Genomic DNA, 26,687 nt, shown 5'->3' with positions numbered 1-26,687 from the left:
TTTCATCCATTCCCGAAGGAAAACATCCCATGAAAAAGCATCTCCTCATGCTGGCCCTCGCCTCCACCTGCTTCGTGGCCACGCAGGCCAGCGCCATGACCAAGGATGAATACAAGGTCGCCAAGGAAAAGATCGAGGCCGACTACAAGGTCGCGAAGGCCCAGTGCGACACGATGAAGGACAACGCCAAGGACGTCTGCCAGAAGGAAGCCAAGGGCAAGGAAAACGTCGCCAAGGCCGAGCTGGAGCAGCAGTACCAGCCGAGCGACAGCCACGCCCGCAACGTGGCTGAAGAGAAGGTGAAGGCCACCTATGAAGTCGCGAAGGAAAAATGCGACGACCAGAAGGGCGATGCGAAGGCCGCCTGCGTGAAGCAGGCCAAGGCCGACGAAGCCCAGGGCAAGGCCGACATCAAGGCGATGAAGAAGACCGCTTCAGAACGGACCGCGCCGGTCAAGCCTTGAGCGAATCGACCACGCGTTGCAGCGCCTCGGGTAGCGGTACCGGGCGCTGCGTGACGCGATCCACGTAGACGTGGATGAAGTGGCCCTGTGCTGCAGCGCTGTCCGCGCCCTCGGCGAACAGCGCGATTTCATATCGCACGCTCGACCGGCCCGCCTGTGCCACCCGGATGCCCGCCTCGACGGTTTGCGGGAACGCAATGGGCGCGAAATAGTTGCACTGCGTCTCCACCACGAAGCCGATCGTGGAGCCCTGGTGGATATCGAGCGCGCCGCGCTCGATCAGCAGTGCATTCACCGCGGTGTCGAACCAGCTGTAGTAGACGACGTTGTTGACGTGGCCGTACATGTCGTTGTCGGCCCAGCGCGTGGGAATGCTGCGGAAGGCGCGGTAGCTGCCGCGCGCCTGGGGGATTGGTTTGGTCGGGGCGCTCATCGCGCGGCATTTTGCCCGGGAAGCCGAATTTAGAAGATGGCTTCTAAATTGCTGCATGGCAGCAAAAACCCCTTGATCGCAAAACTCAGCTGCCTATACTTGAGGCCATGCTGCACCGCAACATAGACGGCGAGACAGCGCAACGTGAACCGACCACTCAATCATCCCCTTCTGGAGATTTCCCAAATGGCCCTGACCGCTGACCAAATCCTCGCCGCCCAAAAGGCAAACCTCGAAACCCTCTTCGGCCTGACCACCAAGGCTTTCGAAGGCGTCGAGAAGCTCGTCGAACTGAACGTGACCGCCTCGAAGGCTGCCCTGGTCGAAGCCCAGAGCACCGCCCAGGCCGCCCTGAGCGTCAAGGACGCCCAAGAGCTGCTGACGCTGCAAGCCAGCCTGTTCCAGCCCCTGGCTGAAAAGACCGCTGCCTACAGCCGTCACCTGTACGACATCGCCCAAGGCACCGGCGCCGAATTCGGCAAGGCCTTCGAAGCCAAGGCTGCCGAAGCCCAGCAAGCCTTCGTCGGCCTGGTCGACAGCGCTTCCAAGAACGCCCCCGCCGGTTCGGAAACCGCCGTTGCCGTGCTGAAGAGCGCCGTGGCTGCCGCCAACAACGCTTTCGAATCGGTCCAGAAGGCCGTCAAGCAAGCATCGGACGTCGCCGAAGCCAACTTCAATGCCGTGTCGACGCAAGCCGTTGCCGCCGCAAAGACCGCAACCGCTTCGCGCAAGCGCTAAGCTGGCGACCACCACCAGTTGTCTCCTTGGGTCCTCACGGATCCAATTCAGGGCCTCGTCTCACGACGAGGCCTTTTTTTCGTCTGGCGGGCCTCTTCGATAATGCGGGTCTCATTTCAGGAGACTCTCCATGCAGATCGACGGCAAGGTTTTTATCGTGACCGGTGGCGCTTCGGGCCTCGGCGAAGGCACGGCGCGCATGCTGGCGGCCAATGGCGCCAAGGTGGTGATCGCCGACATGCAGGCTGACAAGGGCGAAGCCGTTGCCAGGGAAACCGGCGGCGTGTTCGTCAAGTGCGACGTGAGCCAGGAAGCCGACGGCCAGGCCGCGGTGGCCGCCGCGCTCAAGCTCGGCAAGCTGGTCGGCCTCGTCAATTGCGCCGGCATCGCACCGGCCGAGAAGACGGTGGGCAAGAACGGCCCGCACGCGCTGGCCGTGTTCAGCAAGACCGTCACGGTCAACCTGATCGGCAGCTTCAACATGATCCGCCTGGCGGCCGACGCCATGGGCAGGAACGAGCCCGAAGCCACCGGCGAGCGCGGCGTGCTGATCTCGACCGCCTCGGTCGCGGCCTACGACGGCCAGATCGGCCAGGCCGCCTACAGCGCCTCGAAAGGCGGCGTGGTCGGCATGACGCTGCCCATTGCCCGCGACCTCGCACGCAGCGGCATCCGCAACATGACCATCGCCCCCGGCATCTTCGGCACGCCCATGCTGTTCGGCATGCCGCAGGAAGTGCAGGATGCCCTGGCCGCCAGCGTGCCCTTCCCTTCCCGCCTGGGCACGCCCGAGGACTACGCCAAGCTGGCGAAGCACATCATCGAGAACGACATGCTCAACGGCGAGGTGATTCGTCTGGACGGAGCGATTCGATTGGCTCCCCGCTGAGAGCGGATTTGGGCGGCTTCGTGCTGCCGGTGCGGTCCAGGCGCTCGTAGTTCGCGATCACCTGGGCGCCCAGCAGCACCAGCGTGGCGGCGATCTCCAGGCTCAGCAGCACCACGATGGCCGTGGTGAGCGAGCCGTAGACCACATTCACCTGCGACAGCGTCGAGAAGTACCAGATCAGCACGCGCCGCGTGGCCTCCCACAGCAGCGCGGCCGTCACGCCGCCCAGCAGCGCATGGCGCAGCGACATGCGCCCGGCCGGCATCACGAGGTAGAGCGAAGTCAGCATGAAGATCTCGCCGCCCAGCCCCAGCAGGTACAGCAGCAGCCCCGAAACACCCGACAGCGACCAGCTGCGCCCCAGCAGGTCGACGCTTTCCTGCCCCACCAGTTGCAGCGCGCCCGACACCAGCGTGACGAGCAGCAACCCGACGCACAGGCACAGGATGTAGACATAGGGCATGGCCACCGATACCAGGAAATGGCGTTTGTGGTCCGCCTTGCGGTGGTGAAAGATCACCGCCATGGCACTTTCGAGCACGCTGAAGGCCAGGGAGCTGAAGAAGATCATCGTCACCAGCAACACCGGCCCCAGCACGTCGCGATGGTCCAGGAAGCTCGACAGCTCGGCCACGATGGCTTTCGACTGCCCCGGAAGCAGCCATTCGAGGTACCGCCCGATGGTGCGCAGCAGCTCGGCCTGCTCGATGACGTGCGACAGGGCGATCACGCTCACGATCAGCAGCGGCACGATGGACAGCAAGGCGTAGTACGCCACTGCCCCCGCGAGCAGCAGGCCCTGGTTGGCGCGAAATTCCTTGAGCGCGTCCCAGGCGAACCGCAGGGGGTGGCGCAGCAGCGGCGCGATGTGTTGCAGGGGTTTGGGCATCGTCATGCGTGATCCGGTCGCTTTCAGTATGCCGCCGGGGCGCGAGGCTTCGCCCGCTTGCGTATGATTTGCCGCTCTTCGCCTACATGACCATCCCCGCTTCATTCATCCAGGAACTCATCGCACGCGCCGATGTGGTCGAGATCGTCGGCCGCTATGTGCAGCTCAAGAAGGCCGGCGCCAATTTCATGGGCCTGTGCCCGTTCCACGGCGAGAAATCGCCCTCCTTCTCCGTCAGCCCGACCAAGCAGTTCTATCACTGCTTCGGCTGCGGGGTGCATGGCAACGCCATCGGCTTTCTGATGGAGCATGCCGGCATGGGCTTCGTCGAGGCGGTGCACGACCTGGCCGGCCAGTACGGCCTGCAGGTGCCGGAAGACGACGCCTCCCCCGCCGAGCGCGCCCGCGCCGCCAGCCAGCGCCAGAAGCAGGCCACGCTGAGCGACGTGCTCGAAAAGGCCGGCGACGCCTACCGCAAGCACCTGCGGCAGGCGCCCGGCGCCATCGAATACCTGAAGGGCCGGGGGGTGTCGGGCGAAGTGGCCAAGCAGTTCGGCATCGGCTATGCGCCGGCCGGCTGGCGCGCGCTCGCCAGCGTGTTTCCCGACTATGACGACCCCCTGCTCGCCGAGAGCGGGCTGGTGATCGTCAACAACGAGGAAGGCCAGCTCAGCGAGGCCGAGGCCAAGCGCTACGACCGCTTCCGCGACCGCGTGATGTTCCCGATCCGCAATGTGAAGGGCGAATGCATCGGCTTCGGCGGCCGGGTGCTGGGCGACGAGAAGCCCAAGTACCTGAACTCGCCCGAAACGCCCGTTTTCAGCAAGGGCCGCGAGCTCTACGGGCTCTACGAAGCCCGCGCCGCCTTCCGCGACCGCGGCTATGCGCTGGTCACCGAAGGCTACATGGACGTGGTGGCGCTGGCGCAGCTCGGTTTTCCGAACGCGGTGGCCACGCTCGGCACGGCCTGCACCACGGAGCACGTGCAGAAGCTCTTCCGCTTCACCGAATCGGTGGTGTTCAGCTTCGACGGCGACGCCGCGGGCCGGCGCGCTGCGCGCAAGGCGCTCGACGGCGCGCTGCCCTACGCCACCGATGTGCGCAGCATCAAGTTCCTGTTCCTGCCGGCCGAGCACGACCCCGACAGCTTCATCCGCGAGCACGGCGCCGAGGCTTTCGCCCGCTTCGTGAACGAGGCAACGCCGCTGTCGCGCTTCATGCTCGAAGCCGCCCGCGAAGGCTGCGACCTGACTTCCGCCGAGGGCCGCGCCCACATGACGAGCAACGTGCGCCCGCTTTGGAGCGCCATGCCCGACGGCGCACTCAAGCGCCAGTTGCTGAGCGAGATCGCAACGCTGGTGCAGCTCGATGCGGCGGCGCTGTCGGATCTCTGGGCCTCCACACCCGGCCCGCGCAAGGCCGGGGGCGCACCGGCGCCGCAGCGCCACAGCGAGCCCTCGGGCTTCAGCGGTGGCGACAGTGATGACTACTACCCGGACATGCCCCCGCCCCAGGACTACGAACCGCCTCGCTATGAAAGCGATAGCAAGCCCAAGTTCCAGCAGCGCGGCAAGTTCACCAAGGGCAAGCGCTGGGGCGGCAAATTCGAGGAACCCATCGAGCCCCTGCGCGGACGCGGCGCCCCGCCCAGCCGCCCCGACGTGGCGGTGCGGCTGCTGCTGTCGAACATGGCGCAGTGGGAAGCCCTGTCGCACGAGCTTCACCTGATGCTCTGCGAACTGCCCGGCCATCACGGTGCCCTCTTCACCTGGCTCGACAGCCAGCTGCACGAGCACGGTGTCCAGCCCTGGGCAGCCCTGCGCGAAGGCCTGCGCGGACTCGGCTTCGAGCCGCTGGCCGAGCGGTTGATGTCCGTCTCCGAAGCCGGTCCCATCCCCGAGGGCGAAGAAGCGCAGCACCTGGCCGACGCCGCCCGCGAACTCGCCAGCGTGCTCGATTTCATGCTCGACGACCGCCTCAAGGCCCAGCAGAGCGAAGCCATCGCGGCCGTCGGGAAAGACCCGAAAGCCCTGGAGCGCTACAAGGCGCTGGAGACCCGGCGGCTCGAATTGCGCGCCCGCCTGCGCGCCTCGGGTTCAGAAACTGCTTGAAATTTGCGCAACACGCTATAATGTAGGGCTTCGCAACTGGCGAAATTAGGCAAGAGCGACAGCAGCACCTCCGGGCCGACCCCTAGCGCAACGCACTCCAACGGTAAATTCCGGCGGAAAGGGTCAATAACCGCAAGGACTGCATACCAAATGTTCGCCCGACATCTTGCCTGCTGAGGAATTCATTCCTCTTTCCCAATTGTTTTTAGTCCGTGCCTGTGCACGGGCTGTGGTGGCGCTGTCCGTGTGACGGTGCGCCTGTGATTTCGCTTGTTCTTTCTTGCCGTAACGAGGTCGTATGCCCAGTTCAAAGAAGCCTGCTCCTTCACTTGCCAAAAGCGTCGCCACCAAGCCCGCAGCAGAGAAACCGTTGAAAGCCGGCGCGAAGCCGGCAACCAAGACGGCCGCCGCCGCATCCAGATCGGCAGCCGCAACGAAAGTGAAAACCGTGCCCACGAAATCGACCTCTCTCGACGATCCCAAAAAAGCAGCCGCCCCGGCAGCCAAGAAAGTCGGCCGCCCGCCCAAGGCCGCCGGTGCCGCCACGCCTGCCACCGGCGCCAAGCGCGGCCGCAAGCCCAAGGCTGACAAGGATGCGCCCGAGAACGACATCGACCTGTCGGACATCGAGGAAGATCTGGCCGGCGACGAGCCCGCGGCTGCCACGACCACCGAAGAAAAGGTCAAGCCGCTGCGCATGAAGATCAGCAAGGCGAAGGAACGCGCCTTGATGAAGGAATTCGGCCTCGACGAGACCGTGCTCTCCGAAGAAGACCTGGCCAAGCGCCGTTCGCGCCTGAAGACCCTGATCACGCTGGGCAAGACGCGCGGCTACCTCACGCACGGCGAAATCTCCGACCACCTGCCCGACAAGCTGGTCGACGCCGAGACCATGGAAGTCGTGGTCACCATGCTCAACGACATGGGCGTGGCGGTGTACGAGCAGACGCCCGACGCCGAAACCCTGCTGCTGAACAACACCGCGCCCACCGCCACCACGGTGGAAGAAGCCGAGGAAGAAGCCGAAGCGGCCCTGTCCACGGTGGACAGCGAATTCGGCCGCACCACCGACCCGGTTCGCATGTACATGCGCGAGATGGGCACGGTCGAGCTGCTGACGCGCGAAGGCGAAATCGAAATCGCCAAGCGCATCGAAGGCGGCCTGATGGCCATGATGGAAGCCATCTCGGCCTCCCCTGCCACCATCGCCGAGATCCTGCGCCTGGCCGCCGAGATCCGCGAAGGCAAGGTCGTCATCTCGACCATCGTCGACGGCTTCTCGAATCCCAACGAGGCCGACGACTACGTGGCCGAAGAAGACTTCGACGAATTCGACGAGGAAGACGACGATGACGGCAAGGGCGGCTCCAAGGCCCTGACCAAGAAGCTCGAGGAACTCAAGCGCGAAGCGCTCGAGCGCTTCGACCGCATCGCCGGAATGTTCGAGAAGGTCCACAAGATCTACGACAAGGAAGGCTACGGCACCCCCGCGTACGTCAAGGCCCAGGAGGCCCTGTCCGCAGAGCTGATGACCATCCGCTTCACGGCCAAGACCATCGAGAAGCTGTGCGACCTGGTGCGCACGCAGGTCGACGACGTGCGCAAGAAGGAGCGCGAGCTTCGCCGCATCATCGTGGACAAGTGCGGCTTCCCGCAGGACGAGTTCATCCGCGACTTCAGCGGCTACGACAAGAACGGCAACCGCATCGCGTCGAACCTCCTGAACCTCAAGTGGGTCGAGAAGCAGGCTGCCGCCGGCAAGCCCTGGAGCGCCGTGCTCGCGCGCAACATTCCGCCGGTGCAGGAACTGCAGCAACGCCTGACCGACATCCAGTCGCGCGTGGTGGTGCCGCTGACCCAGCTCAAGGACATCAACAAGCGCATGAACGAAGGCGAATCGTCTTCGCGCGATGCCAAGAAGGAAATGATCGAGGCCAACCTGCGCCTCGTGATTTCCATCGCCAAGAAGTACACCAACCGCGGCCTGCAGTTCCTGGACCTGATCCAGGAAGGCAACATCGGCCTCATGAAGGCGGTCGACAAGTTCGAATACCGCCGCGGCTACAAGTTCTCGACCTATGCGACGTGGTGGATCCGCCAGGCCATCACGCGCTCGATCGCCGACCAGGCGCGCACCATCCGCATCCCGGTGCACATGATCGAGACGATCAACAAGATGAACCGCATCTCGCGCCAGCACTTGCAGGAGTTCGGCTTCGAGCCCGACGCCGGCATCCTGGCCGCGAAGATGGAGATCCCGGAAGACAAGATCCGCAAGATCATGAAGATCGCGAAGGAGCCGATCTCGATGGAAACCCCCATCGGCGACGACGACGATTCGCATCTGGGCGACTTCATCGAGGACAGCAGCAACACGGCGCCCATCGAGGCCGCCATGCAGGCCGGCCTGCGCGACGTGGTGAAGGACATCCTGGACTCGCTCACGCCGCGCGAAGCCAAGGTGCTGCGCATGCGCTTCGGCATCGAGATGAGCACGGACCACACGCTGGAAGAAGTCGGCAAGCAGTTCGACGTGACGCGTGAGCGCATCCGCCAGATCGAGGCCAAGGCGCTGCGCAAGCTGAAGCACCCGAGCCGCTCCGACAAGCTGCGCAGCTTCATCGATACTCTGTAATCCGGGTTCCCTGAAGCCACAAGCGCCCGCCTCGCCCCTCACCGGGCGGCGGGCGCTCTCTTTTGGGAGCCGCACACGACAAGAAGAATGGAGCAACTTCCATGAATCCCGATGCAGACAAACTCTGGCAGGCCCCGCGCTGGGCGCTTGCCGTGCTGCTCGCAGTGCTCGGCATGCTCGGGCCCTTCTCCATCGACACCTACATCCCGGCCTTCTCAGGCATTGCGCGCTCCATCGGTGCCACGCCGGCCGAGATGCAGCAAACGCTCTCGGCCTACCTGTTCGGCTTCGCGTTCATGAACCTGTTCCACGGTGCGCTGTCGGACAGCTTCGGCCGCCGGCCTGTGGTGCTGTGGGGACTGGCCGTGTTCACGCTCGCCTCGCTGGGCTGCGCGCTGTCGCAGAACATCACGCAGCTCGTGCTGTTCCGAGGGCTGCAGGGCCTCTCGACCGGCGCCGGCATCGTGGTCTCGCGCGCAGTGATCCGCGACATGTTCCCGCCGGCCGAGGCGCAGCGGGTGATGAGCCAGGTGACGATCTACTTCGGCGTGGCCCCGGCCATCGCACCGATCATCGGCGGCTTCCTGTTCGTGCACGCAGGCTGGCATGCGGTGTTCTGGTTCCTGGTGGCGGTGGGCGTGGTGCTGTTCGCCGCCAACTACAAGCTGCTGCCCGAGACGCTGCACAAGGACCACCGCCAGCCCTTCCAGGTGCGGCACCTGCTGCGCGGCTACTGGGACCTGTGCTCCGATCCGCGCTTCCTGCTGCTGGCCTTTGCCAGCGGCGTGCCCTTCAACGGCATGTTCCTCTACGTGCTGGCCGCGCCCGCGTTCCTGGGCGACCACCTCGCGCTGCAGCCGCAGCAGTTCTTCTGGTTCTTCCTGCTGACCATCGGCGGCATCATGCTCGGCGCGCGCGCCAGCGGCCGCATGGCCGGCAAGGTGGCGCCCAAGCGGCAGATCCGCGACGGCTTCGTCATCATGCTGGCGACCTCGGTGATCAACGTGGTGGCCAACACCTTCTTCGAGGCGCACGTGGCCTGGGCGCTGTGGCCGCTCGCGGTGTTCGCCTTCGGCTGGGCGCTGATGGTGCCGGTGGTCACGTTGCTGGTGCTCGACCTGCACCCGGAGCGCCGCGGCATGGCCTCGTCGCTGCAGGCGGTGATCGGCTCCACCGCCAACGGCGTGGTGGCCGGCGCGGTGGCGCCGCTGGTGATGCACTCGACGCTCGCGCTGGCGCTGACCTCCATGGGCATGCTCGGCATCGGCCTGGTCGCATGGGTGTGGCTGCATGGCCGCTGGCCCGAGATCGGGCGCCTGGTGGCTCACGAAGGCTGAGGACGGAGGCTGCGATGCGGTTCGAGGCACTCCTGAATCATGCGCGCGCCTGGCTGCCGGGCCGCACCACCGTCGATGCGCGCGAGCGGCTGCGCGCGGTTGCGGGCGCCGGCCTCGGGCTGCTGGTCACGGCGCTGCTGTGCCGGTGGCTGGCCGGCCCGCTGGCCGCGACCGTCTGGCTGATCGCACCGCTGGGCGCCAGCGCCGTGCTGGTGTTCGCGGTGCCGGCGAGCCCGTTGGCGCAGCCGTGGTCGGTCATCGGCGGCAACACGCTGTCGGCGGTGGTCGGCATCGCGGCCGTCAACTGGATTCCCGACTCCGCGCTGGCCGCCGCCGTGGCCGTGGCGGGCGCCATCGGCCTGATGTTCAGCGCGCGCTGCCTGCATCCGCCCGGCGGCGCCGCGGCGCTGCTGGCGGTGCTGACGCACACCACGCATTTCTCGTCCGCCCTCTTCCCCTTCTTCACCAACTCGCTGCTGCTGGTGCTGGCCGGCGTGGCCTACAACACGCTCACCGGGCGGCGCTACCCGCACGTGCAGGTGGTGCGTCCGCCCGCGGCCGATGCGCGCTTCAGCCAGGCCGACATCGACGCGGTGCTGGCCCGCTACAACCAGGTGCTCGACATCAGCCGCGACGACCTCGAATCGCTGATCCGCGAAACCGAGCTCGAGTCGTACAAGCGGCGCCTCGGTACGCTGACCTGTGCCGACATCATGTCCAGCGTGCCCATCTCGGTGGAGTTCGGCACGCCGCTGCAGGAAGCCTGGGCGCTGATGCACGAACGACACATCAAGGCCCTGCCCGTCACAGACCGCACGCGCCGCGTGGTCGGCATCGTCACGCAGGCCGACTTCTTCCGCCAGCTCGACCTGCAGCACCATGACGGCATCGCCGGCAAGCTGCGCGACCTGATCCGCGCCACGCGCACGGTGATGTCGAACAAGCCCGAAGTGGTTGGCCAGATCATGACGCGACAGGTGCGCGTGGCCAGCGCCGACCGGCCCGTGGTCGACCTGGTGCCGCTGTTCTCCGAGGGCGGGCATCACCATATCCCGATCATCGACGGCGAGAAGCGGTTGACGGGGATGATCACGCAGTCGGACTTCGTGCGGGCGTTGTACCGCGCCGTCGGGCCGGCTTGATTTTTCCTCGTCCCCTGCCGGGGGAGGGTCGGGGTGGGGGGGCACGACGGCATCGACCACGACGCAGCGCCTCGTCGACGGCCGCCAGCCCCCATCCCAGCCTTCGCCAGAGGGGGAAGGAGCAAGGCCCTTACTCCAGCACCACGTTCGCTTTCTTCACCAGCGCCGCATAGCGCGCGGCCTCGCTGCGGAAATAGCTCGCGGCCTGCTCGGGCGTCGTGGGCCTGACGACGTTGCCCTGCTTGTCCATCGCCTCGCGCACTTCGGGGCTCGCGAAAGCGGCGGCCACCGCATCGTGCACGCGCTGCACGTCGGCCGCCTGCATCTTCGGCGGGCCGATCACCGCGAACCAGCCTTCGACCGCGTAGTTCGGCAGCCCCTGCTCCGCGATGGTCGGAATCTCCGGCGCTGCCGGCGAGCGCGTCGCGCCGCACAGGCCGATGGCGCGCAGCGCACCGCTCCGGATGTGCTGCTGCACGGCCGGCAGCGCGACCACGCCCATCTCGACCTGCCCGCCGATCATGTCGGTCACCATCGGCCCGGTGCCCTTGTAGGGGATGTGCCGCGCCTTCACGCCGGCCTCGTCCATGAACATCTCGCCGGCAAGATGGATGATGGTGCCGTTGCCCGACGAGGCGTAGTTGTAGCCCTCGGGTTTGGCGCGCAGCAGCGCCACCAGCTCCTTCACGTTCTTCGCGGGCACCTTCGGGTTCACCAGCAGCACCAGCGGCGTCGCGCCCACCACGCTGATCGGCGTGACGTCGTTGATCGCGTCGAAGGGCATCTTCTTGAACACCGCCGGATTGATGACGTGGTTGTTCGACACCATGCCCAGCGTGAGTCCGTCGGGCGCGGCCTTGACGATGGCCGCCGCGCCGGTGATGCCGCCCGCACCCGGCAGGTTCTCGATCACCACCGGCTGGCCGAAGGCCTTGCCGAGCGCGGGCGCCGCCGCGCGCACGATGGTGTCGACGCCCGAGCCGGCGCTGATCGGCAGGATGAAGCGGATGGGCTTGTCGGAGCCCTGCGCGAGCGCCGGGCGCGCACCCATCGCGGCCACCGCGGCGGCGCACGCGCCGAGGCCGAGCACCGCGCGGCGGTTCAGGCGATCCAGGTTCGTCGCAGGGAATGTCTTCGTCATGGTCTTGTCTCTCTTTATGTCTTGGAAAAAGGATCGCAGGCTCAGGCCACTGCCGAATCGGCGTGCAGGGCGTCCACCTGCTCGCGTGCATAGCCCAGTTCGGCCAGCAGTTCGCGCGTGTGCTCGCCGAGCGTGGGCGGATTCAGGCGCACGCCAAGGCGCTCGCCGCCGAGCGTGATCGGGAACAGCGTCGTCTGCGCCGTTTCACCGGCACGCTCGCCGTCGGGCAGGCGGATGTCCACGAGCCCGCCGGTGGCCTTCAGGTGCGGGTCTTCGTACAGGTCTTCCGGCCGCGTGATCGGCGCGAACGGCAGGCCCTTGGCCTCGAAGATCGCCGACAGTTCCGCCGCCGAACGATCGGCCAGGCGCTGGCGCAGATCGGCCAGCAGCGTGGGCCGCAAACGCACCCGGTCGTTGTTGGTGCGCAGGGCCGGGTCGGCCTTCAGGTCGTCGAAGCCGAGCGCGTCACAGAAGGTCTTCCACTGCGCGTCGCTCACCGCGGCCAGGAAGATCTGCTCGCCGTCCTTCACGGTGAACACGTCGTACAGCGCCCACGCCGAGATGCGCTCGGGCATCGGCGCGGCGGCCTGCCCCGTGATCGCGTACTGCAGCATGTGCTGGCCGACCAGGAACACGTTGTTCTCGAACAGCGCGGACTGCACCTCCTGCCCCTTGCCGGTCTCGGCGCGCTGCATCAGCGCGGCGATCGCGCCGATGGCGCCGAACATGCCGCCCATGATGTCGTTCACGCTCGTGCCCGCGCGCAGCGGGTCGCCGGGGCGGCCGGTCATGTAGGCGAGGCCGCCCATCATCTGCACCACCTCGTCGAGCGCAGTGCGGTGCTCGTACGGGCCGGGCAGGAAGCCGGTGTGGTTCACGTACACGAGGCGCGGGTTGAGCTTGCCGAGGGCGGCATAGCCCAGGCCGTACTTGTCCATGGTGCCTGGCTTGAAGTTCTGCGCCACCACGTCGGCCGTGGCGCACAGGCGCAGCGCGGCCTCGAGCCCCTCGGGCTTCTTGAGGTCGAGCGCAATGCTCTTCTTGTTGCGGTTGAACATGGGAAAGAAGCCAGCCCCCGCACCCAGCAGGTGCCGCGTGCGGTCGCCCTCGATCGGCTCGACCTTGATGACCTCGGCGCCCAGGTCCGCGAGCACCATGCCGCAGGTCGGCCCCATGACCATGTGCGTGAACTCGACCACGCGGATGCCAGCCAGCGGCAGGCGCTTTTCTTCGGTGCCTGCGGTGCTCATGCCGCGACCCCCGCCGTGGCCGCGAAGGTCTTTGGAAAGCCCGCGCGCCATACCGTGCCCTGCAGCGTTTCGCCTTCGAGCCAGCCCGCCACGCGCTTGCGCAGCTCGAGCAGCTTCGGCAGATCGACGCCCGTCGCGACGCCCATGCTCTCGAGCATGAAGACGAGGTCTTCGGTGTCGACGTTGCCGCTGGCCCCGGGCGCATGCGGGCAGCCGCCGATGCCGGCGAGGCAGGCGTCGAAGCGCGTCACGCCGACTTCCAGCGCCGCGTAGACATTGGCCAGCCCGAGGCCGCGCGTGTCATGGAAGTGGCCGCACCACAGTCGGTCGCCCGCAATGCGCAGCGCGCGCTCGAACAGGCTGCGGACCATCGCCGGATCGGCATAGCCGACGGTGTCGGCAAGGCTCACGCGGTCGGCGCCCGCGTCGAGCAGCGCCTGCATCAGCCGCAGCACTTCGTCGGCGTCGACGTGGCCCTGGAGCGTGCAGCCGAAGGCCGTGCCCACGCCGCCGTCGATGAGCGTCTTCGAGCCCGCCGCATCGCGCGCGGCGCGGATGCGGCCCACCTCGGCCACCACCTCGTCGGGCGTCTTGCGCAGGTTGGCGAGGCTGTGTGCGTGGCTGGCCGAGAGCGGCACGATCATCAGGTCGGCCTCGCCCGCGATGGCGCGCTCCGCGCCCTTCAGGTTGGGCACCAGCACCGAGGCGAAGAGCCCGGGCAAGGTCTTCGCATAGGCCAGCAGCTCGGCCGTGTCCGCCAGCTGCGGCAGCAGGTGCGCCGGCACGAAGGAGCCGACTTCGATCTCGCGCTGGCCGGCCGCATGCGCGTCGCGGATCCATTCGAGCTTGCGTGCGGTGGGCAGCACGCGGGCAATGCTCTGCAGGCCGTCGCGCAGGCCCACTTCGCGAACGACCGCGCATGGCGGCAGGAAGGGGTGAATCAAGACTTTGTCTCCGTCGTGAGGGTACGGCGTGAATATTAGAAGTTCCGATTCGACCCAGAAGGTATATTTTGGAAGCCATTTGCTTCCGAAGCGGAACACCATGAGAGACCTCGACCTCACCACCCTGCGCCTGTTCGTCGCCGTCTGCGAAACGCGCAGCATCGCGCGCGCCGGCGAGCAGGCCAGCATCGTCGGCTCGGCCATCAGCAAGCGGCTGGCCCAGCTCGAAGAAGCGGTGGGCACGCCGCTGCTGCTGCGCAAGCGCCGCGGCGTGGTGCCCACGCCGGCCGGCGAAACCCTGCTGGAGCACGCCCGCGCGATGCTCGGCAGCGTTAACCGCATCGAGCGCGACATGGCCGCCTATGCGGGCGGCGCTCGCGGGCACGTGCGCATCCTGGCCTCGGCCTCGGTCATGGCCGAGTCGCTGGCGGAAGACGTGGCGGGCTTTTTGAAGGACCCGGCCCACCGCAACATCCGCGTCGACATGGAAGAGCGCGTAAGCCCCGAGATCGTGCGCGGCATCCGCGAGGGCAGCGCTTCCATCGGCCTGTGCTGGGATGCCGCCGACCTCGACGGCCTGGAGCGGCGCAACTACCGCTCCGACCACCTCGCCATCGTCGCGCACCCGTCGCATCCCGTCGCAAGGCACGAGCACGTGCGCTTCGAGCAGGTGCTCGACCACGAATTCGTCGGCATGCCGGCGCTGAGCGCCGTGCAGTTGATGCTGGCGCGCGAGGCAGCGGTGGCGGGCAAGCCGCTGGTGTACCGAGTGCTGGTCTCCAACTTCGACGCGGCACTGCGGGTGGTGCGGGCCGGACTGGCGATCAGCGTGGTGCCGGCGGAGGTGGCGCGGCCCTTCACCGATGCCTTCGGCCTGCGGCTGATGCCGCTCACCGACGCGTGGGCGCGGCGGCGTTTCGCGATCTGCTTTCGCGGCGAGGCGGCGCTGTCGCCGTCGGCGCAACTGCTGGTCGCGCACCTCGAGAGATGCGCCACGGACTGACGACCCGGAAGCTCATTCGACCGAAATCCGAAACTATTCGTTGTGAATCATCAGGTTTTTGTTTCGATTCTCGCAACCTAACATTCGGGGCATTCAGCGCTGTCACCTCTTCGCATCACACATTCAGAAAGATCGCCGCCATGTTCCGCAGAGCCCTCCTCTCCGCCGCTGCCCTCGCCACCACGCTGAGCCTCGCCCCGCTTGCCGCGCAGGCGGCCCAGCCGCTCAAGCTCGACGTCTACAACCCCGGCACGAAATCGATGTTCCCGGTCTCTTCGGAAATCGTCACGGGCCAGACCGACGCCGTGCTGATCGACGCCCAGTTCCAGCGCAACGACGCCGAGGCGCTGGTGCAGAAGATCAAGGCCACGGGCAAGAAGCTCACCACGGTCTACATCAGCCACAGCGATCCCGACTACTACTTCGGCCTCGATGTGATCCAGGCCGCCTTCCCCGACGCAAAGATCGTCGCCACGCCGCAGACCGTGGCCGCGATCCAGGCCTCGAAGGACGGCAAGCTCGCGCACTGGGGCCCGATCCTCAAGGACAACGCGCCCAAGGCGCTGGTCGTGCCCGAGCCGCTGGCCGGTGACAGCCTCACGCTCGAAGGCCGCAAGATCCAGGTCGTCGGCCTCGACGGCCCCACGCCCGAACGCACCTTCGGCTGGATTCCTTCGCTGAAGGCCGTGGTCGGCGGCATCCCCGTCTCGGCCAACATCCACGTGTGGGTGGCCGACACGCAGACGCCCGAATCGCGCCAGGAATGGATCAAGACGCTCGGCCGCATCGAGGCACTGCACCCGAAGACCGTGGTGCCCGGCCACTACCTGCCGAATGCCAACGGGTCGGCGCCGTACACGCTGGCCTCTGTGAAGGTCACGCGCGACTACCTGAAGGCCTTCGAAGTCGAAGCCGCCAAGGCCAAGGACTCGGTCGCGCTGATCGCCGCGATGAAGAAGCGCTACCCGAAGCTGGAAGGCACTTCGTCGCTGGAACTCGGCGCCAAGGTCATCAAGGGAGAAATGAAATGGCCGCAGTGAACGACACCATCACCCTGCACTACATCTTCGATCCGCTGTGCGGCTGGTGCTACGCCGCGGCGCCGCTGGTCGACGCGGCGCGCAACATGCCGGGCCTGCAGGTCGCGTTCCATGGCGGCGGCATGATGACCGGCGCCAACCGCCGCGCAATCACGCCGCAGTGGCGCGAGTACGTGATACCGCACGACCGGCGCATCGCCGAGATGACGGGCCAGCCCTTCGGCGAAGGCTACTTCGAAGGACTGCTGCGCGACACCGGCGCGGTGATGGATTCCGAGCCGCCGATCACCGCCATCCTCGCGGCCGAATCGCTGCGCTCAGGCGGTGGGCTGGACATGGTGCATCGCCTGCAGCGTGCGCACTATGTCGAAGGCCGACGCATCGCCGACGCGCAAGTGCTGAAGGCGGTGGCCGCGGAACTCGGTTTCGATACCGAAGCCTTTGCTGCAGCCGTCGAGCGCCTGGCGGGAGAAGCGACCGCGCAACACATCGCCGAAAGCCGCCAGCTGCTGCAACGTGCGGGCGGCCAGGGATTCCCGACCTTCGTGCTGACGCGGGCCGATGGCAGCGCCAGCCGCATCGAGGTCGGCCCGTGGCTGGGCCGTACCGAAGACTGGAAGGCGCGCCTCGCGGAACTCGTCTAGCGCGCCACGCCCAGCAGCCGGTCCAGCACCTGCGGCTGGGTGCGCAGCGCCGCGGCGCTGTCCTTGTGCACGATGGTGCCGTGGTCCAACACCACTGCTTCGTCGGAGATCGCGAGGATCGCCTGCGGATGCTGCTCCACGATGATCGCGGCCAGCCCCTCGTCCTGCGTGATGCGGCGGATGGCGCGCAGCAGCTCTTCCACAATGATCGGCGCGAGCCCTTCGAGTGGCTCGTCGAGCAGCAGCAGCTTGGGGTTCAGCACCAGCGCGCGGCCCACGGCCAGCATCTGCTGCTCGCCGCCCGACAGCTGCGTGCCGAGGTTGGTCTTGCGCTCTGCGAGACGCGGGAACATCTCGTAGACCCGTTGCGGATTCCACTTGCCCAGCCGTTCCACGGCCGTGAGGTTCTCGTGCACGGTGAGCGACTTGAAGATGTTGCGCTCCTGCGGCACCCAGCCGATGCCGGCTGCCGCGCGCTGGTGCGGCGCCAGCTTGTGCAGCGCCTGTCCGCTCAGCGCGATGCTGCCGCCATGCTGGCGCGTGGCGCCCGCGAGCGTATTGATCAGCGTGGTCTTGCCCGTGCCATTGCGACCCAGCAGCGCCAGCGTCTGGCCCTCGCCGAGCGCGAACGCCACGTCGTGCAGCACCACGGCCTCGCCGTAGCCGGCACTCAGGTTCTCGATGCGCAGCAGCTCAGACATGGGCGGTTTCTCCGTGGCCCAGATAGACCTCTTTCACCTTGGGATCGTTGGCGATGGTTTCAGGGTCGCCTTCGGTCAGCAGCGTGCCGTTGACCAGCACCGTCATGCGGTCGGCAAAGCTGAACACCAGGTCCATGTCGTGCTCGATGAGCAGCACCGACACGTCGGCCGGCAGCGCGGCCACGGTTTGCAGCAGCTCCTCGCGCTCGCCGGCGGGCACGCCCGCCACCGGCTCGTCGAGCAGCAGCACGCGCGGCTCGCAGGCCAGCGCGATGGCGATCTCCAGCAGGCGGCGCTTGCCATAAGCCAGGTGCTTCACCTGCTGTTGTGCCACGTCGCTCAGGTGGAATTGCTCGAGCAGTTGCGTCGCGCGCTCGGCGATGGCCTTGCTGGCGCCCAGCGGACGCCACCATTGCGCGCCGATGCCCTGGTGCTGCGACACCACGAGCGCCAGCGTTTCGAGCGGCGTCATCGAATCGAACAACTGGTTGATCTGGAACGTGCGCACCAACCCGCGCGCCACGCGCTTGTGCGGCGCGAGCGTCGTGATGTCTTCGCCCAGCAGCGTGATGCGGCCTTCGGTCGGCGTGAGCACGCCCGTGAGCTGGTTGATCAGCGTGGTCTTGCCCGCGCCGTTGGGGCCGATCAGCGCATGGCGCGCGCCGCGCTTGAGCTCCATCGACACGTTGTTGGTGGCCGTGATGCCGCCGAAGCGCATCACGAGGCCGTGGGTGGAAAGAACGGTGTCGCTCATGCCGCTCCACCCTTCTTCTTGCCGGCGCCGAACCACGTCCAGGGCTTCAGCAGCCGGTCGCGCCCGACCAGCACCAGCAGCACCAGGATCAGGCCGATCCAGAACATCCAGTACTGCGGCGTCACGGCCGACAGCCAGGTCTGCAGCAGCTTGAACACGATGGCGCCCGCCACGCCGCCATAGAGCCAGCCCACGCCGCCGATGACGAGCATCAGCAGCACGTCGGCCGAGCGGTCGAAGGCCAGCACGTCGAGCGAGGCGAAGCCGGTGGTCTGCGCCAGCAGCGCGCCCGCGGCTCCGGCGATGCCGGCTGCCACGGTGTAGATGACCGCAAGGCGCGACACCACCGGGATGCCGATGGCCATGGCGCGCAGCCGGTTGTCGCGAATGGCCTTGAGCGTCGCGCCGAACGGCGAATGCACCAGCCGGCGCATCAGCAGGAACAGCAGCAGCATCACGGCCAGCGAATACCAGGCGGCCGTGCGGCCGTACAGGTCGAAGTCGAACAGGCCGAGCACCGGTCCCATCACCACGCCCTGCAGGCCGTCGGCACCGCCGGTCAGCCAGTCGAGCTTGTTGGCGAGTTCGAGCAGCAGCAGCGCGGTGCCGAGCGTGACCATCAGGCGCGTGAGGTCGCTGCCGCGCAAGATCGTCACGCTGGCGACGAGGCCCAGCAGCGCGGAGAGCACGGTGGCGACCACGAGCCCCACGGTCGGGTCGGGCATCACGAGCTTGGCGAACAGCGCCGCCGCATACGCGCCGAAGCCGAAGAAGGCGGCATGGCCCAGCGACACGATGCCGGTGTAGCCGAGGATCAGGTCGAGCGACATCGCAAACAGCGCGACGATGGCGATCTCGTTGATCAGCAGCGAGTGCGAAGGCATCACGAGCGGCAGCGCGAAGGCCGCGGCCCAGACGACGAACTCGAGCGAGTGCCAGCGCGCCTTGCGCAGCAGGGCCGACTGGAAATCGGTCGCAGAAGAAGGCGTGCTCATTCAGCGCCCCCCTTTGCGGGTGAACAGGCCCTGGGGCCGCCACATCAATATGAGGATCATCAGCAGGTAGACGGTGAACGCACCCATCTTCGGAATGAAGTACTTGCCCGCCACGTCGGCAATGCCCAGCAGCAGCGCCGCCGCGAGCGGCCCGGTGATCGACGAGGTGCCGCCGACCGACACCACGATCAGGAAATAGATCATGTACTTGAGCGGGAAGGTCGGGTCGAGCCCGAGAATTTCCGCGCCCAGCGCACCGCCCAACCCCGCGAGCCCGGAGCCCACGGCGAAGGTCAGCAGGAACACGATGTTCACGTTGATGCCCAGCCCCGCCGCCACGCGCGGGTCGTCGACCGCCGCGCGCAGCCGGCTGCCGAAGCGCGTCTTCGACAGGATGAGCTGAAGCACCACCGTGAGCACGGCGCACACGCCGATGATGAAGAGCCGGTAGTGCCCCATGCCCAGCAGCAGCGCGCCGTCGCCGATTTCGGTACGGCCGCGCAGCCACTCGGGCAGCTGCACGTTCTGCTGCGACGATCCCACGAAGTAGTCGATGGCCGCCACGGCCATGAAGGCGAGGCCGATGGAAAAAAGCACCTGGTCGAGGTGCGGCTTGCCGTACATCGGCCGATAGAGCGTGCGTTCGAGCAAAGCCCCGGCCAACGCGACGACGATGAACGCGAACGGCAGGCAGGCCAGAAACGGCAGGCCCAGCTTCTGCATCGCGAACACGGTGAGGTACCCGCCCGCCATGGCGAAGGCGCCGTGCGCGAGGTTGATGAAGTTCATCAGCCCGAGCGTCACGGCCAAGCCGACGGCGAGCACGAAGAGCAGCATGCCGTAGGCGATGCCGTCGAAAAGAATGGTCAACATATCAGCGATTCACCAGCTTGCCGCGCGCTGCGGTCTCTTCGGGAAACACCGAGGAACCGGCTTTGCCGGGCCTTTGGTGTTGCCCCCGGTAGGGGGAAGGCGAAGCGACACGAAGTGCGCGCAGCCTGGGGGCGAGCATTATTTAGCTTTTCCCGGATCCTTCACGCCCTTGATCACGTCGAACTCGACGTTGTAGAGCTGTCCGTCCTTCTTCTCGACCTTGCGCAGGTACACGTCCTGCACGATGTCGCGCGTCTGCGCATCGATCAGAACCGGGCCGCGCGGGCTCTCGAAGACCTGGCCCTTCATGGCCGCCAGCAGCGCTTCGCCGCCGCCCTGGCCCTTGGTGGTCTTGAGCGCTTCGTAGATCACGCGCATGCCGTCATAGCCGCCCACGGCCATGAAGTTGGGGCGCATCTTGGGGTTGGCCTTCTGGAAGGCCTCGACGAACTTCTTGTTCATCGCCGAGGGGTGCGCGGCCGAGTAGTGGTGCGAGGTGACCACGCCCAGCGCGCCGTCGCCCATGTCGTTGAGCTGGTCGTCGTCCGTCACGTCGCCGGTGGCGATCATCTTGATGCCGGCCTTGTCCATGCCGCGCTCGAGGAACTGCTTCATCACGGCCGCGCCCGCGCCCGAGGGCACGAAGACGAACAGCGCGTCGGGCTTGGCGTCGCGAACCTTCTGCAGGAACGGGGCGAAGTCGGGGTTGCGCAGCGGCACGCGCAGCTTCTCGAGCACCTTGCCGCCGTTGAGCTGGAAGCGCTCGCTGAAGAACTTCTCGGCGTCGTTCCCGGGACCGTAGTCCGCCACCAGCGTGACGACTGTCTTCACGCCGTTCTTCGGCGCCCAGTCGCCCATGGCCACCGACACCTGCGGCAGCGTGAAGCTCGAACGGATGATGTAGGGCGAAGCTTCGGTGATGCTCGACGTGGCGGCGGCCATCACCACTTCAGGCGTCTTCGACTGCGTGGCGATCGGCGCCACGGCCAGCGCCAGCGGCGTGAGGCCGAAGCCGGCCAGCACGTTGACCTTGTCGTTCACCACCAGTTCCTGAGCCAGGCGCTTGGTGACGTCGGGCAGGCCGGTGTCGTCCTTGACGATCAGCTCGACCTTCTTGCCGGCCACGGTGTCGCCGTTCTGGGCCATGTAGAGGCGCGCGGCAGCTTCGATCTGGCGGCCGGTGGAGGCCGACTGGCCCGTCATCGGCAGGATCAGGCCGATCTTGAACTTGTTGTCCTGGGCGCTGGCCAGCGACATTGAAAGCGCTAGCGCCGACAGGGCGGCGGTCTGGATGAGATGGCGTCTTTGCATGGTTTTTCCTTTGAGGGGCGGAACGCGAACCCGGGCTATTTTCAACACTTTGCAACACCCGGCGGAGCTGGCAATCACCTAGCGGTCTCCGACGGGATTCTTTGTTGCGCGATAACCAGATGAACCGCGCGATCATCGCGCATGGCAGCTTCCGCCTGCGTGCGTGCCGGCTGTAGGCGCAGTAGGCGCAGCCGCGCCGGGTCGTTTGATTCAAGCCGCCGATGTTTCGAAGGCGATACGATGTTCCGCTCGTTCCCCCATCACGACGGAGTCATCCATGTCCCAGCACGCCGCCTTGCCCGCCCGCTACGACCACGTGGGCAGTTTCCTGCGCCCCAAGTACCTGCTCGAAGCGCGCGAGCAGAAGGCCAAGGGCGAGATCACGCCCGAGCAGCTTCGCCTGGTCGAAGACAAGGCCATCACCGAGATCGTCCGCTTCCAGGAAGACATCGGCCTGAAGAGCATCACCGACGGCGAGTTCCGCCGCACCTACTTCCACATCGACTTCCTCGACCAGCTCGGCGGCGTGAAGACCGACATTCCGGTCACCATCCGCAAGCCCGACGGCACCGAGGAACTGGCGCCGCCCGCGATGCGCGTGATCGACAAGGTGCGCCACGTGAAGGACATCCAGCTCGCCGACTTCCAGTACCTCAAGAGCCAGGTTTCGGCGGGCCGCACGCCGAAGGTGACCATCCCCTCGCCGACCATGCTGCACTTCCGCGGCGGCCGCGCCGGCATCAGCAAGGAACACTATCCCGAGCTCGACCCGGTGTTCTACGACGACGTGGCCAAGGCCTATGGCGACGAGCTGCGCTCGCTGGCTGCAGCCGGCTGCACCTACGTGCAGATGGACGACACCAACCTGGCCTACCTGTGCGACGAGCACATGCGCGAAGCCGCCCGCAAGCGCGGCGACGACCCCAACGAGCTGCCGCACCGCTACGCCGCCTTCATCAACAAGGTGGTCGCGCAGAAGCCGCCGGGCATGCTGCTGGCCATGCACCTGTGCCGCGGCAACTTCAAGAGCACGCACGCAGCGGCCGGCAACTACGAACCGGTGGCCGAGGCGCTGCTGAAAGAGATGGATCTCGACGCCTACTTCATGGAATACGACGACGCCCGCTCGGGCGACTTCAAGCCGCTGCGCTACCTGCCCAAGGGCAAGACTGTGGTGCTCGGCCTCGTGACCACCAAGTTCGGCGAGATGGAGGACAAGGACGAGCTCAAGCGCCGGATCGAAGATGCCACCAAGTACGCCCCGCTCGAACAGCTCGCGCTATCGCCGCAATGCGGCTTCTCCAGCACGGTGCACGGCAACAACATCGCCGTGGAAGCGCAGCGCGCCAAGCTGCGCCTCGTGGTCGAGACTGCACAGGAAGTCTGGGGCTCGACCTGAAGCGCCATTTCTGTTGAAGTCGGGGCCCATGACGATTCACATCTACTCCGGCCCCCTCAGCATGTTCGGCGCCAAGGTCGAGATCGCGGCGCGCGAAAAAGGCCTTGCCTTCGAACTGGTCATGGTGCCGTTCATCGAGGGCGACGCCTACGAGCCCAAGCACCCGGTGGTGCTGCGGGTCAACCCGGTCAAGCAGCAGGTGCCCGTACTGACCGACGAGATCGACGGCGGGGTCGAGCTGTTCGACTCGACGCAGATCTTCGAATACCTCGAAGACCGCTACCCCGCCCCTGCGCTGTGGCCCGAGGGCATCGCCGAACGGGCCCGCGCACGGCAGCTGGAGCAGAAGTCCGACGAGGTCTTCTTTCCCAACGTCATCAAGCTCTTCGGCCTGCAGCACGACATGCACAGCGCCGCGGCGATCGCGGCCTGCGCCGGCTGCGCGCGCTTCTATGAAGAAATGGAAGGCCTGCTGGCCACGCGCGAGTACCTCGCTGGCCCCTACTCCTTCGCCGACATCGCCTTCTACATGGCCTGCGTGTTCGCCGACCGCAAGGGCGCCGGCATGACCGACACCATGCCGCGCCTGCTGGCCTGGCGCAAACGCGTGGGCGACCGCCCCGCGGTGCGCGCGGTGGTCGACCCGATGATGCGGTTCCTGGCCTCGCAGGGGCGCGGCGTGCCGGCCTTCCTTCAACGCTGAAGGCCGGCGGCGCTGAGGCATCATCACTCCATGCCGATCACAGGGTTCGACTGGCTGCCCTCCCCTTCGCAGCATTTCCTCGTCGTCACTTTCGCATTGCTGGTCTACGTCCTGACCACGCGCGCGCGCCGCGAGCAGCGCGCACCCACCACGGCCATCGCCTGGGTCATGGGGCTGGTGCTGATGCCCTATTTCATCCTGCCGATGTACCTGCTGTTCGGCCAGCGCAAGCTGCGCCCGGCGGGCTCGCCGCGGCCGCCGCGCTCGGTGCCGCCGGGCCACTGGGCGGCCGACCTGATCGAGAGCTTCGGCCTCGCTCCGCCGGGGCGCTGCGCGATCCGCATGCATGCCGAAGGCGAGGCCGCGCGCGAGGCGCTGTGGCAGGTGATCGACGGCGCGCGCGAGCGCATCGACGTGTGCACCTTCATCATCGGCGACGACCCACTCGGCCATGCGGTGATCGAGCGGCTCGCCAGGCGGGCGCGCGAGGGGCTCAAGGTGCGGGTGCTGCTCGACGGCTTCGGCGCGCTGTCGCTGCCGCGCCATCACTTCGACCGGCTGCGCGCGGCGGGCGGCGAGGTGGCGGTGTTCCGCCCCTTCTTCAGCCTGCGCCGCATCGGGCCGCGCAACCTGCGCAACCACCGCAAGTTCACCATTGCCGACGACAGCTGGCTCTGGTCGGGCGGGCGCAACCTCGCGGGCGAGTATTTCACCGGCAACGACAAGCATCCCGAGGCCTGGTACGACCTGTCGTTCGATCTGCGCGGCAGCGTGGCCGCGGCGGCGGCGCGCCAGTTCGACCACGACTGGACCTCGGTGCGCAGCCGCAAGGCCCGCGCCATCACGTGCGACGACGTTGCCGAGGGCCCGGGCACGGCCATGGCCCAGTTCCTGCCGAGCGGCCCCGACCAGACTGAGGACACGGCGCATGCCTTGCTGATCGACGCGTGCTTCCGCGCCGAGCAACGCATCCTCGCGATCACGCCCTACTTCGTGCCCGGCGACGGCCTGCGCGACGCACTGCGGCTGGCCGCGCGGCGCGGCGTGCAGGTGACCATCGCGATGCCGGCGAAGTCGAACCACCGACTGGCCGACTTCGTGCGCGCACGCGCCATGCGCGACCTGGCACGCGCGGGCGTGAGCTTTCGCATGCTCCCGTTCATGGCGCACGCCAAGGCCGTGGTGGTGGACGACGAACTCGCCATCTGCGGCTCCATCAACCTCGACCTGCGCAGCCTGCTGCTGAACCACGAGGCCGCCGTGGTGTTCTACGGCCAGGACCACATTGACTGGCTGGCCGAGTGGATCGAGACCACCACGTCGGCCGGCGAACCCTACCGCGCGCGGCGACCGGGGCTGCTGCGCGACGTGGCCGAGGGGCTGCTGCTTACCGTCGCTTTCCAGCTGTAGTCGGCTCGGCGGCCTTGGCGTCCTTTGCCACGGCGTCGAGCCCGGCGAGCACGTAGCGCATCAGGTCGTCCGCCAGCGCCTGCATGTCTTTCAGGGCCGGCAGCACCTTGCTGCTCAGGTCCTTGGGCGCCACCGTCATCACCAGGCACGGCAGCACCGTGAGCAGCAGGCTGCGCTGCACCGAGGGATGGTCGCCGGGCAAGCCCATGATCTCGCCGATGATGCCGCGCAGCAGCTTGGCCTTGGGCAGCACCGCCCGCTGGATCATCGCCGGCATGGCCGGCGACGGCGACAGCGCCTCGCGCAGCACCACCCGGAAGCCCCACGGCGCCTTCGGCTGCGCGCTCATCTCGACCATGTGCGTGAGGAAGGCGCGCAGCTTGAGCCGCGCATCGGTGGACTCCATGGACAGCGCCATCAGCTCGTCGAGGCTCACCAGTTGCCGGTGCGCCTCGATCAGCACCGCCTCGTAGAGCCCGTCGCGGCCGCCGAAGTGGTAGTTGATCGCGGCCATGTTGGTGCCCGCGCGGGTGCAGATTTCCTTGCTGGTGCTCTGCGCGAAACCCTGCGCCGCGAACAGCCGCCCCGCGGTCTCGAGGATGTGCAGGCGCGTGGTGTTGCCGTCGGTGCGCGGAGTGCGGGTTGCCATGCCTCGAGGCTAACCTAAACGAAAAAATACTTCAAATTCAAATTTCAATTTGATAACATCACGCGGAGCCAGGAACAGAAGCAGCCTCGTCAGGACACACGCCATGAACAGGAAACCGCTTATCGCCATCGCCGCCGTGGCAGTCATCGCGGCAGCGGGCGGCTGGTGGTACGCGCACCGCTCGGCCACGCCCTCCGACCAGCTCGTGCTGTACGGCAACGTCGACCTGCGCCAGGTCTCGCTGGCCTTCAACGCCAACGAGCGCGTGGCCGAGCTGACGGTGCGCGAAGGCGACCGCGTGCACGCCGGGCAGGTACTGGGCCGGCTCGACACCCGCTCGCTGGTGCTGCGCGCGGCGCAGTCGCAGGCGCGCATCGGCGTGCAGGAGCAGGTCCTGCTGCGCCTGAAGACCGGCAGCCGCCCCGAGGAAGTGGCGCAGGCCGGCGCCCAGGTGGCCGCCGCGCAGGCCGATGCCGATCTGGCGCAGCAGCAGCTCGCGCGCCTGCAGGCCATCGGCGCCACCACGGCCGGCCGCGCGGTGAGCCAGCAGGATCTCGACAACGCGCAGGCCAGGCGCAAGGTGGCGCTGGCGCAGCTCGACAACGCGCACAAGGCGCAGCAGCTGGTTGTCACCGGGCCGCGCAAGGAAGACATCGGGCAGGCGCAGGCCCAGCTCGAATCGGCCCGCGCCGAACTCGCACTCATGAACCACCAGCTCGCGGAGGCCGAGCTCAAGGCGCCCATCGACGCCGTTGTGCGCGCCCGGCTGCTCGAACCGGGCGAGATGGCCTCGCCGCAGCGCCCGGCCTTCACGCTCGCCATCACCGATCCCAAGTGGGTGCGCGCCTACGTGGCCGAACCCGACCTCGGCCGCGTGCGCGCCGGGCAGGAGGCCCGCGTGAGCACCGACAGCCAACCCGGCGAGGCCATCGCGGGCAAGGTCGGCTACATCTCGTCGGTGGCCGAGTTCACGCCCAAGACGGTGCAGACGGAGGAGCTGCGCAGCAGCCTCGTCTACGAGATCCGCGTGATGGTCGACGACAAGGAGGACCGGCTGCGGCTCGGCATGCCGGCCACGGTGCGGTTGCAGCTGGCTTCGACGGGCAGGCCCTGAATGACCGTCCTTCTTCCCGCATTGCTCCCTCCCCCTCTGGGGGAGGGCTGGGGTGGGGCCTGACGCCGTCCCCTACGGCCGGGGTCCCGGCCCCCCCCCCCCCCAACCCCCCCCGGGG

The 26,687-nt window shown here is 67.2% G+C and carries 25 protein-coding genes and 1 pseudogene; 14 read left to right on the top strand and 12 right to left on the bottom strand.

All coding sequences use genetic code 11. From position 1 onward, the window contains the following. The first annotated feature begins 29 nt into the window (after positions 1 to 29). The gene (locus tag ACCC97_RS16405; protein ID WP_007830666.1) at positions 30 to 464 is read left to right on the top strand and encodes a hypothetical protein; all 435 of its coding nucleotides are present in this window, start codon (positions 30 to 32) and stop codon (positions 462 to 464) included. Here the strand turns inward: ACCC97_RS16405 and ACCC97_RS16400 are convergent. After that, positions 454 to 897 (bottom strand): acyl-CoA thioesterase, encoded by a 444-nt coding sequence (locus ACCC97_RS16400; protein ID WP_007830665.1) that lies wholly within the window; start codon positions 895 to 897, stop codon positions 454 to 456. The genes ACCC97_RS16405 and ACCC97_RS16400 overlap by 11 nt on opposite strands. Positions 898 to 1,083: 186 nt before the next feature. On the opposite strand from ACCC97_RS16400, the gene ACCC97_RS16395 reads away from it, so the two are divergent. Continuing rightward, on the top strand, positions 1,084 to 1,635 hold the full coding sequence (locus ACCC97_RS16395; protein ID WP_007830664.1) for a phasin family protein: 552 nt from the start codon (positions 1,084 to 1,086) through the stop codon (positions 1,633 to 1,635). Positions 1,636 to 1,765: 130 nt separating this feature from the next. Further along, positions 1,766 to 2,524: a 3-hydroxyacyl-CoA dehydrogenase gene (locus tag ACCC97_RS16390; protein ID WP_413333898.1), complete on the top strand. Its 759-nt coding sequence runs from the start codon at positions 1,766 to 1,768 to the stop codon at positions 2,522 to 2,524. On the opposite strand, the gene ACCC97_RS16385 is transcribed toward ACCC97_RS16390, so the two are convergent. Then, positions 2,472 to 3,419: a YihY/virulence factor BrkB family protein gene (locus ACCC97_RS16385; RefSeq protein WP_007830662.1), complete on the bottom strand. Its 948-nt coding sequence runs from the start codon at positions 3,417 to 3,419 to the stop codon at positions 2,472 to 2,474. The genes ACCC97_RS16390 and ACCC97_RS16385 overlap by 53 nt on opposite strands. Before the next feature lie 80 nt (positions 3,420 to 3,499). Between ACCC97_RS16385 and dnaG the strand changes: the two genes are divergently transcribed. Further along, entirely contained in the window at positions 3,500 to 5,524 is a 2,025-nt protein-coding gene (gene dnaG, locus ACCC97_RS16380; protein WP_007830661.1) for a DNA primase, read from the top strand. 123 nt (positions 5,525 to 5,647) lie between these two features. On the opposite strand, the gene ACCC97_RS16375 is transcribed toward dnaG, so the two are convergent. Beyond that, the gene (locus ACCC97_RS16375) at positions 5,648 to 5,980 is read right to left on the bottom strand and encodes a hypothetical protein (protein ID WP_235507901.1); all 333 of its coding nucleotides are present in this window, start codon (positions 5,978 to 5,980) and stop codon (positions 5,648 to 5,650) included. Here ACCC97_RS16375 and rpoD point away from each other — a divergent pair. From rpoD to ACCC97_RS16360, 3 genes are all read left to right on the top strand, one after another. Next, positions 5,973 to 8,159: an RNA polymerase sigma factor RpoD gene (rpoD, locus tag ACCC97_RS16370; protein ID WP_235507900.1), complete on the top strand. Its 2,187-nt coding sequence runs from the start codon at positions 5,973 to 5,975 to the stop codon at positions 8,157 to 8,159. The two genes, ACCC97_RS16375 and rpoD, sit on opposite strands and share 8 nt — an antisense overlap. 101 nt (positions 8,160 to 8,260) lie before the next feature. Next, the gene (locus tag ACCC97_RS16365; RefSeq protein WP_413333895.1) at positions 8,261 to 9,496 is read left to right on the top strand and encodes a multidrug effflux MFS transporter; all 1,236 of its coding nucleotides are present in this window, start codon (positions 8,261 to 8,263) and stop codon (positions 9,494 to 9,496) included. A 14-nt stretch (positions 9,497 to 9,510) separates the two neighbouring features. Continuing rightward, complete coding sequence (locus tag ACCC97_RS16360) at positions 9,511 to 10,638, top strand: HPP family protein (protein ID WP_413314550.1); 1,128 nt, start codon at positions 9,511 to 9,513, stop codon at positions 10,636 to 10,638. Positions 10,639 to 10,768: 130 nt separating this feature from the next. On the opposite strand, the gene ACCC97_RS16355 is transcribed toward ACCC97_RS16360, so the two are convergent. Genes ACCC97_RS16355 through ACCC97_RS16345 form a run of 3 tightly spaced genes read right to left on the bottom strand, consistent with a single transcriptional unit; the run spans position 10,769 to position 13,973 of the window. Further along, positions 10,769 to 11,779 carry a tripartite tricarboxylate transporter substrate binding protein gene (locus ACCC97_RS16355; protein WP_413333894.1) on the bottom strand — a complete coding sequence of 337 codons (1,011 nt, stop codon included), beginning with the start codon at positions 11,777 to 11,779 and terminating at the stop codon, positions 10,769 to 10,771. A gap of 41 nt (positions 11,780 to 11,820) precedes the next feature. Continuing rightward, positions 11,821 to 13,029, bottom strand: a complete 1,209-nt coding sequence (locus tag ACCC97_RS16350) for a CaiB/BaiF CoA transferase family protein (protein ID WP_413333892.1) — start codon at positions 13,027 to 13,029, stop codon at positions 11,821 to 11,823. After that, entirely contained in the window at positions 13,026 to 13,973 is a 948-nt protein-coding gene (locus tag ACCC97_RS16345) for a hydroxymethylglutaryl-CoA lyase (protein WP_007830641.1), read from the bottom strand. The genes ACCC97_RS16350 and ACCC97_RS16345 overlap by 4 nt, the downstream gene beginning before the upstream one ends. 100 nt (positions 13,974 to 14,073) lie before the next feature. Here ACCC97_RS16345 and ACCC97_RS16340 point away from each other — a divergent pair, with 100 nt between their 5' ends. From ACCC97_RS16340 to ACCC97_RS16330, 3 genes and pseudogenes are all read left to right on the top strand, one after another. Further along, positions 14,074 to 14,976 (top strand): LysR family transcriptional regulator, encoded by a 903-nt coding sequence (locus ACCC97_RS16340; RefSeq protein WP_413333890.1) that lies wholly within the window; start codon positions 14,074 to 14,076, stop codon positions 14,974 to 14,976. A gap of 140 nt (positions 14,977 to 15,116) precedes the next feature. Further along, positions 15,117 to 16,010: pseudogene (locus tag ACCC97_RS16335) on the top strand (MBL fold metallo-hydrolase); the annotation flags it as partial. Beyond that, the gene (locus ACCC97_RS16330; RefSeq protein WP_413333888.1) at positions 16,004 to 16,660 is read left to right on the top strand and encodes a DsbA family protein; all 657 of its coding nucleotides are present in this window, start codon (positions 16,004 to 16,006) and stop codon (positions 16,658 to 16,660) included. The pseudogene ACCC97_RS16335 and the gene ACCC97_RS16330, both read left to right, overlap by 7 nt. Here ACCC97_RS16330 and ACCC97_RS16325 read toward each other — a convergent pair. From ACCC97_RS16325 to ACCC97_RS16305, 5 genes are all read right to left on the bottom strand, one after another. Then, complete coding sequence (locus ACCC97_RS16325) at positions 16,657 to 17,361, bottom strand: ABC transporter ATP-binding protein (protein WP_413333886.1); 705 nt, start codon at positions 17,359 to 17,361, stop codon at positions 16,657 to 16,659. The two genes, ACCC97_RS16330 and ACCC97_RS16325, sit on opposite strands and share 4 nt — an antisense overlap. Further along, positions 17,354 to 18,115, bottom strand: coding sequence for an ABC transporter ATP-binding protein (locus ACCC97_RS16320; RefSeq protein WP_007830634.1), 762 nt, complete (start codon positions 18,113 to 18,115; stop codon positions 17,354 to 17,356). Before ACCC97_RS16320 ends, ACCC97_RS16325 begins: the two co-directional genes overlap by 8 nt. Beyond that, positions 18,112 to 19,110: a branched-chain amino acid ABC transporter permease gene (locus tag ACCC97_RS16315; protein ID WP_007830632.1), complete on the bottom strand. Its 999-nt coding sequence runs from the start codon at positions 19,108 to 19,110 to the stop codon at positions 18,112 to 18,114. Before ACCC97_RS16315 ends, ACCC97_RS16320 begins: the two co-directional genes overlap by 4 nt. Next, the gene (locus ACCC97_RS16310; protein ID WP_007830631.1) at positions 19,111 to 19,983 is read right to left on the bottom strand and encodes a branched-chain amino acid ABC transporter permease; all 873 of its coding nucleotides are present in this window, start codon (positions 19,981 to 19,983) and stop codon (positions 19,111 to 19,113) included. It abuts the gene before it with no gap. 138 nt (positions 19,984 to 20,121) lie between these two features. Beyond that, positions 20,122 to 21,294 carry an ABC transporter substrate-binding protein gene (locus tag ACCC97_RS16305; protein ID WP_007830630.1) on the bottom strand — a complete coding sequence of 391 codons (1,173 nt, stop codon included), beginning with the start codon at positions 21,292 to 21,294 and terminating at the stop codon, positions 20,122 to 20,124. Between the two features lie 277 nt (positions 21,295 to 21,571). On the opposite strand from ACCC97_RS16305, the gene ACCC97_RS16300 reads away from it, so the two are divergent. From ACCC97_RS16300 to ACCC97_RS16290, 3 genes are read left to right on the top strand one after another with little or no spacing between them, the layout of a single operon-like run. Next, entirely contained in the window at positions 21,572 to 22,693 is a 1,122-nt protein-coding gene (locus ACCC97_RS16300; RefSeq protein ID WP_007830629.1) for a 5-methyltetrahydropteroyltriglutamate--homocysteine S-methyltransferase, read from the top strand. A 28-nt stretch (positions 22,694 to 22,721) separates the two neighbouring features. Beyond that, a complete protein-coding gene (locus tag ACCC97_RS16295; protein ID WP_413333883.1) occupies positions 22,722 to 23,396 on the top strand; it encodes a glutathione S-transferase family protein in 675 nt (224 codons plus the stop codon). Between the two features lie 30 nt (positions 23,397 to 23,426). Next, positions 23,427 to 24,806, top strand: a complete 1,380-nt coding sequence (locus ACCC97_RS16290; RefSeq protein WP_413333882.1) for a phospholipase D-like domain-containing protein — start codon at positions 23,427 to 23,429, stop codon at positions 24,804 to 24,806. Here the strand turns inward: ACCC97_RS16290 and ACCC97_RS16285 are convergent. Then, entirely contained in the window at positions 24,784 to 25,455 is a 672-nt protein-coding gene (locus tag ACCC97_RS16285) for a TetR/AcrR family transcriptional regulator (protein WP_413333880.1), read from the bottom strand. The two genes, ACCC97_RS16290 and ACCC97_RS16285, sit on opposite strands and share 23 nt — an antisense overlap. A 103-nt stretch (positions 25,456 to 25,558) precedes the next feature. Between ACCC97_RS16285 and ACCC97_RS16280 the strand changes: the two genes are divergently transcribed. Beyond that, positions 25,559 to 26,569 carry an HlyD family efflux transporter periplasmic adaptor subunit gene (locus ACCC97_RS16280; RefSeq protein ID WP_413333878.1) on the top strand — a complete coding sequence of 337 codons (1,011 nt, stop codon included), beginning with the start codon at positions 25,559 to 25,561 and terminating at the stop codon, positions 26,567 to 26,569. The last annotated feature ends 118 nt before the right edge of the window (positions 26,570 to 26,687 follow it).

The sequence above is a fragment of the Variovorax sp. Varisp85 genome, assembly GCF_047304045.1.
GTDB lineage: Bacteria > Pseudomonadota > Gammaproteobacteria > Burkholderiales > Burkholderiaceae_C > Variovorax.
This window is presented reverse-complemented; position numbering and strand designations above follow the sequence as displayed.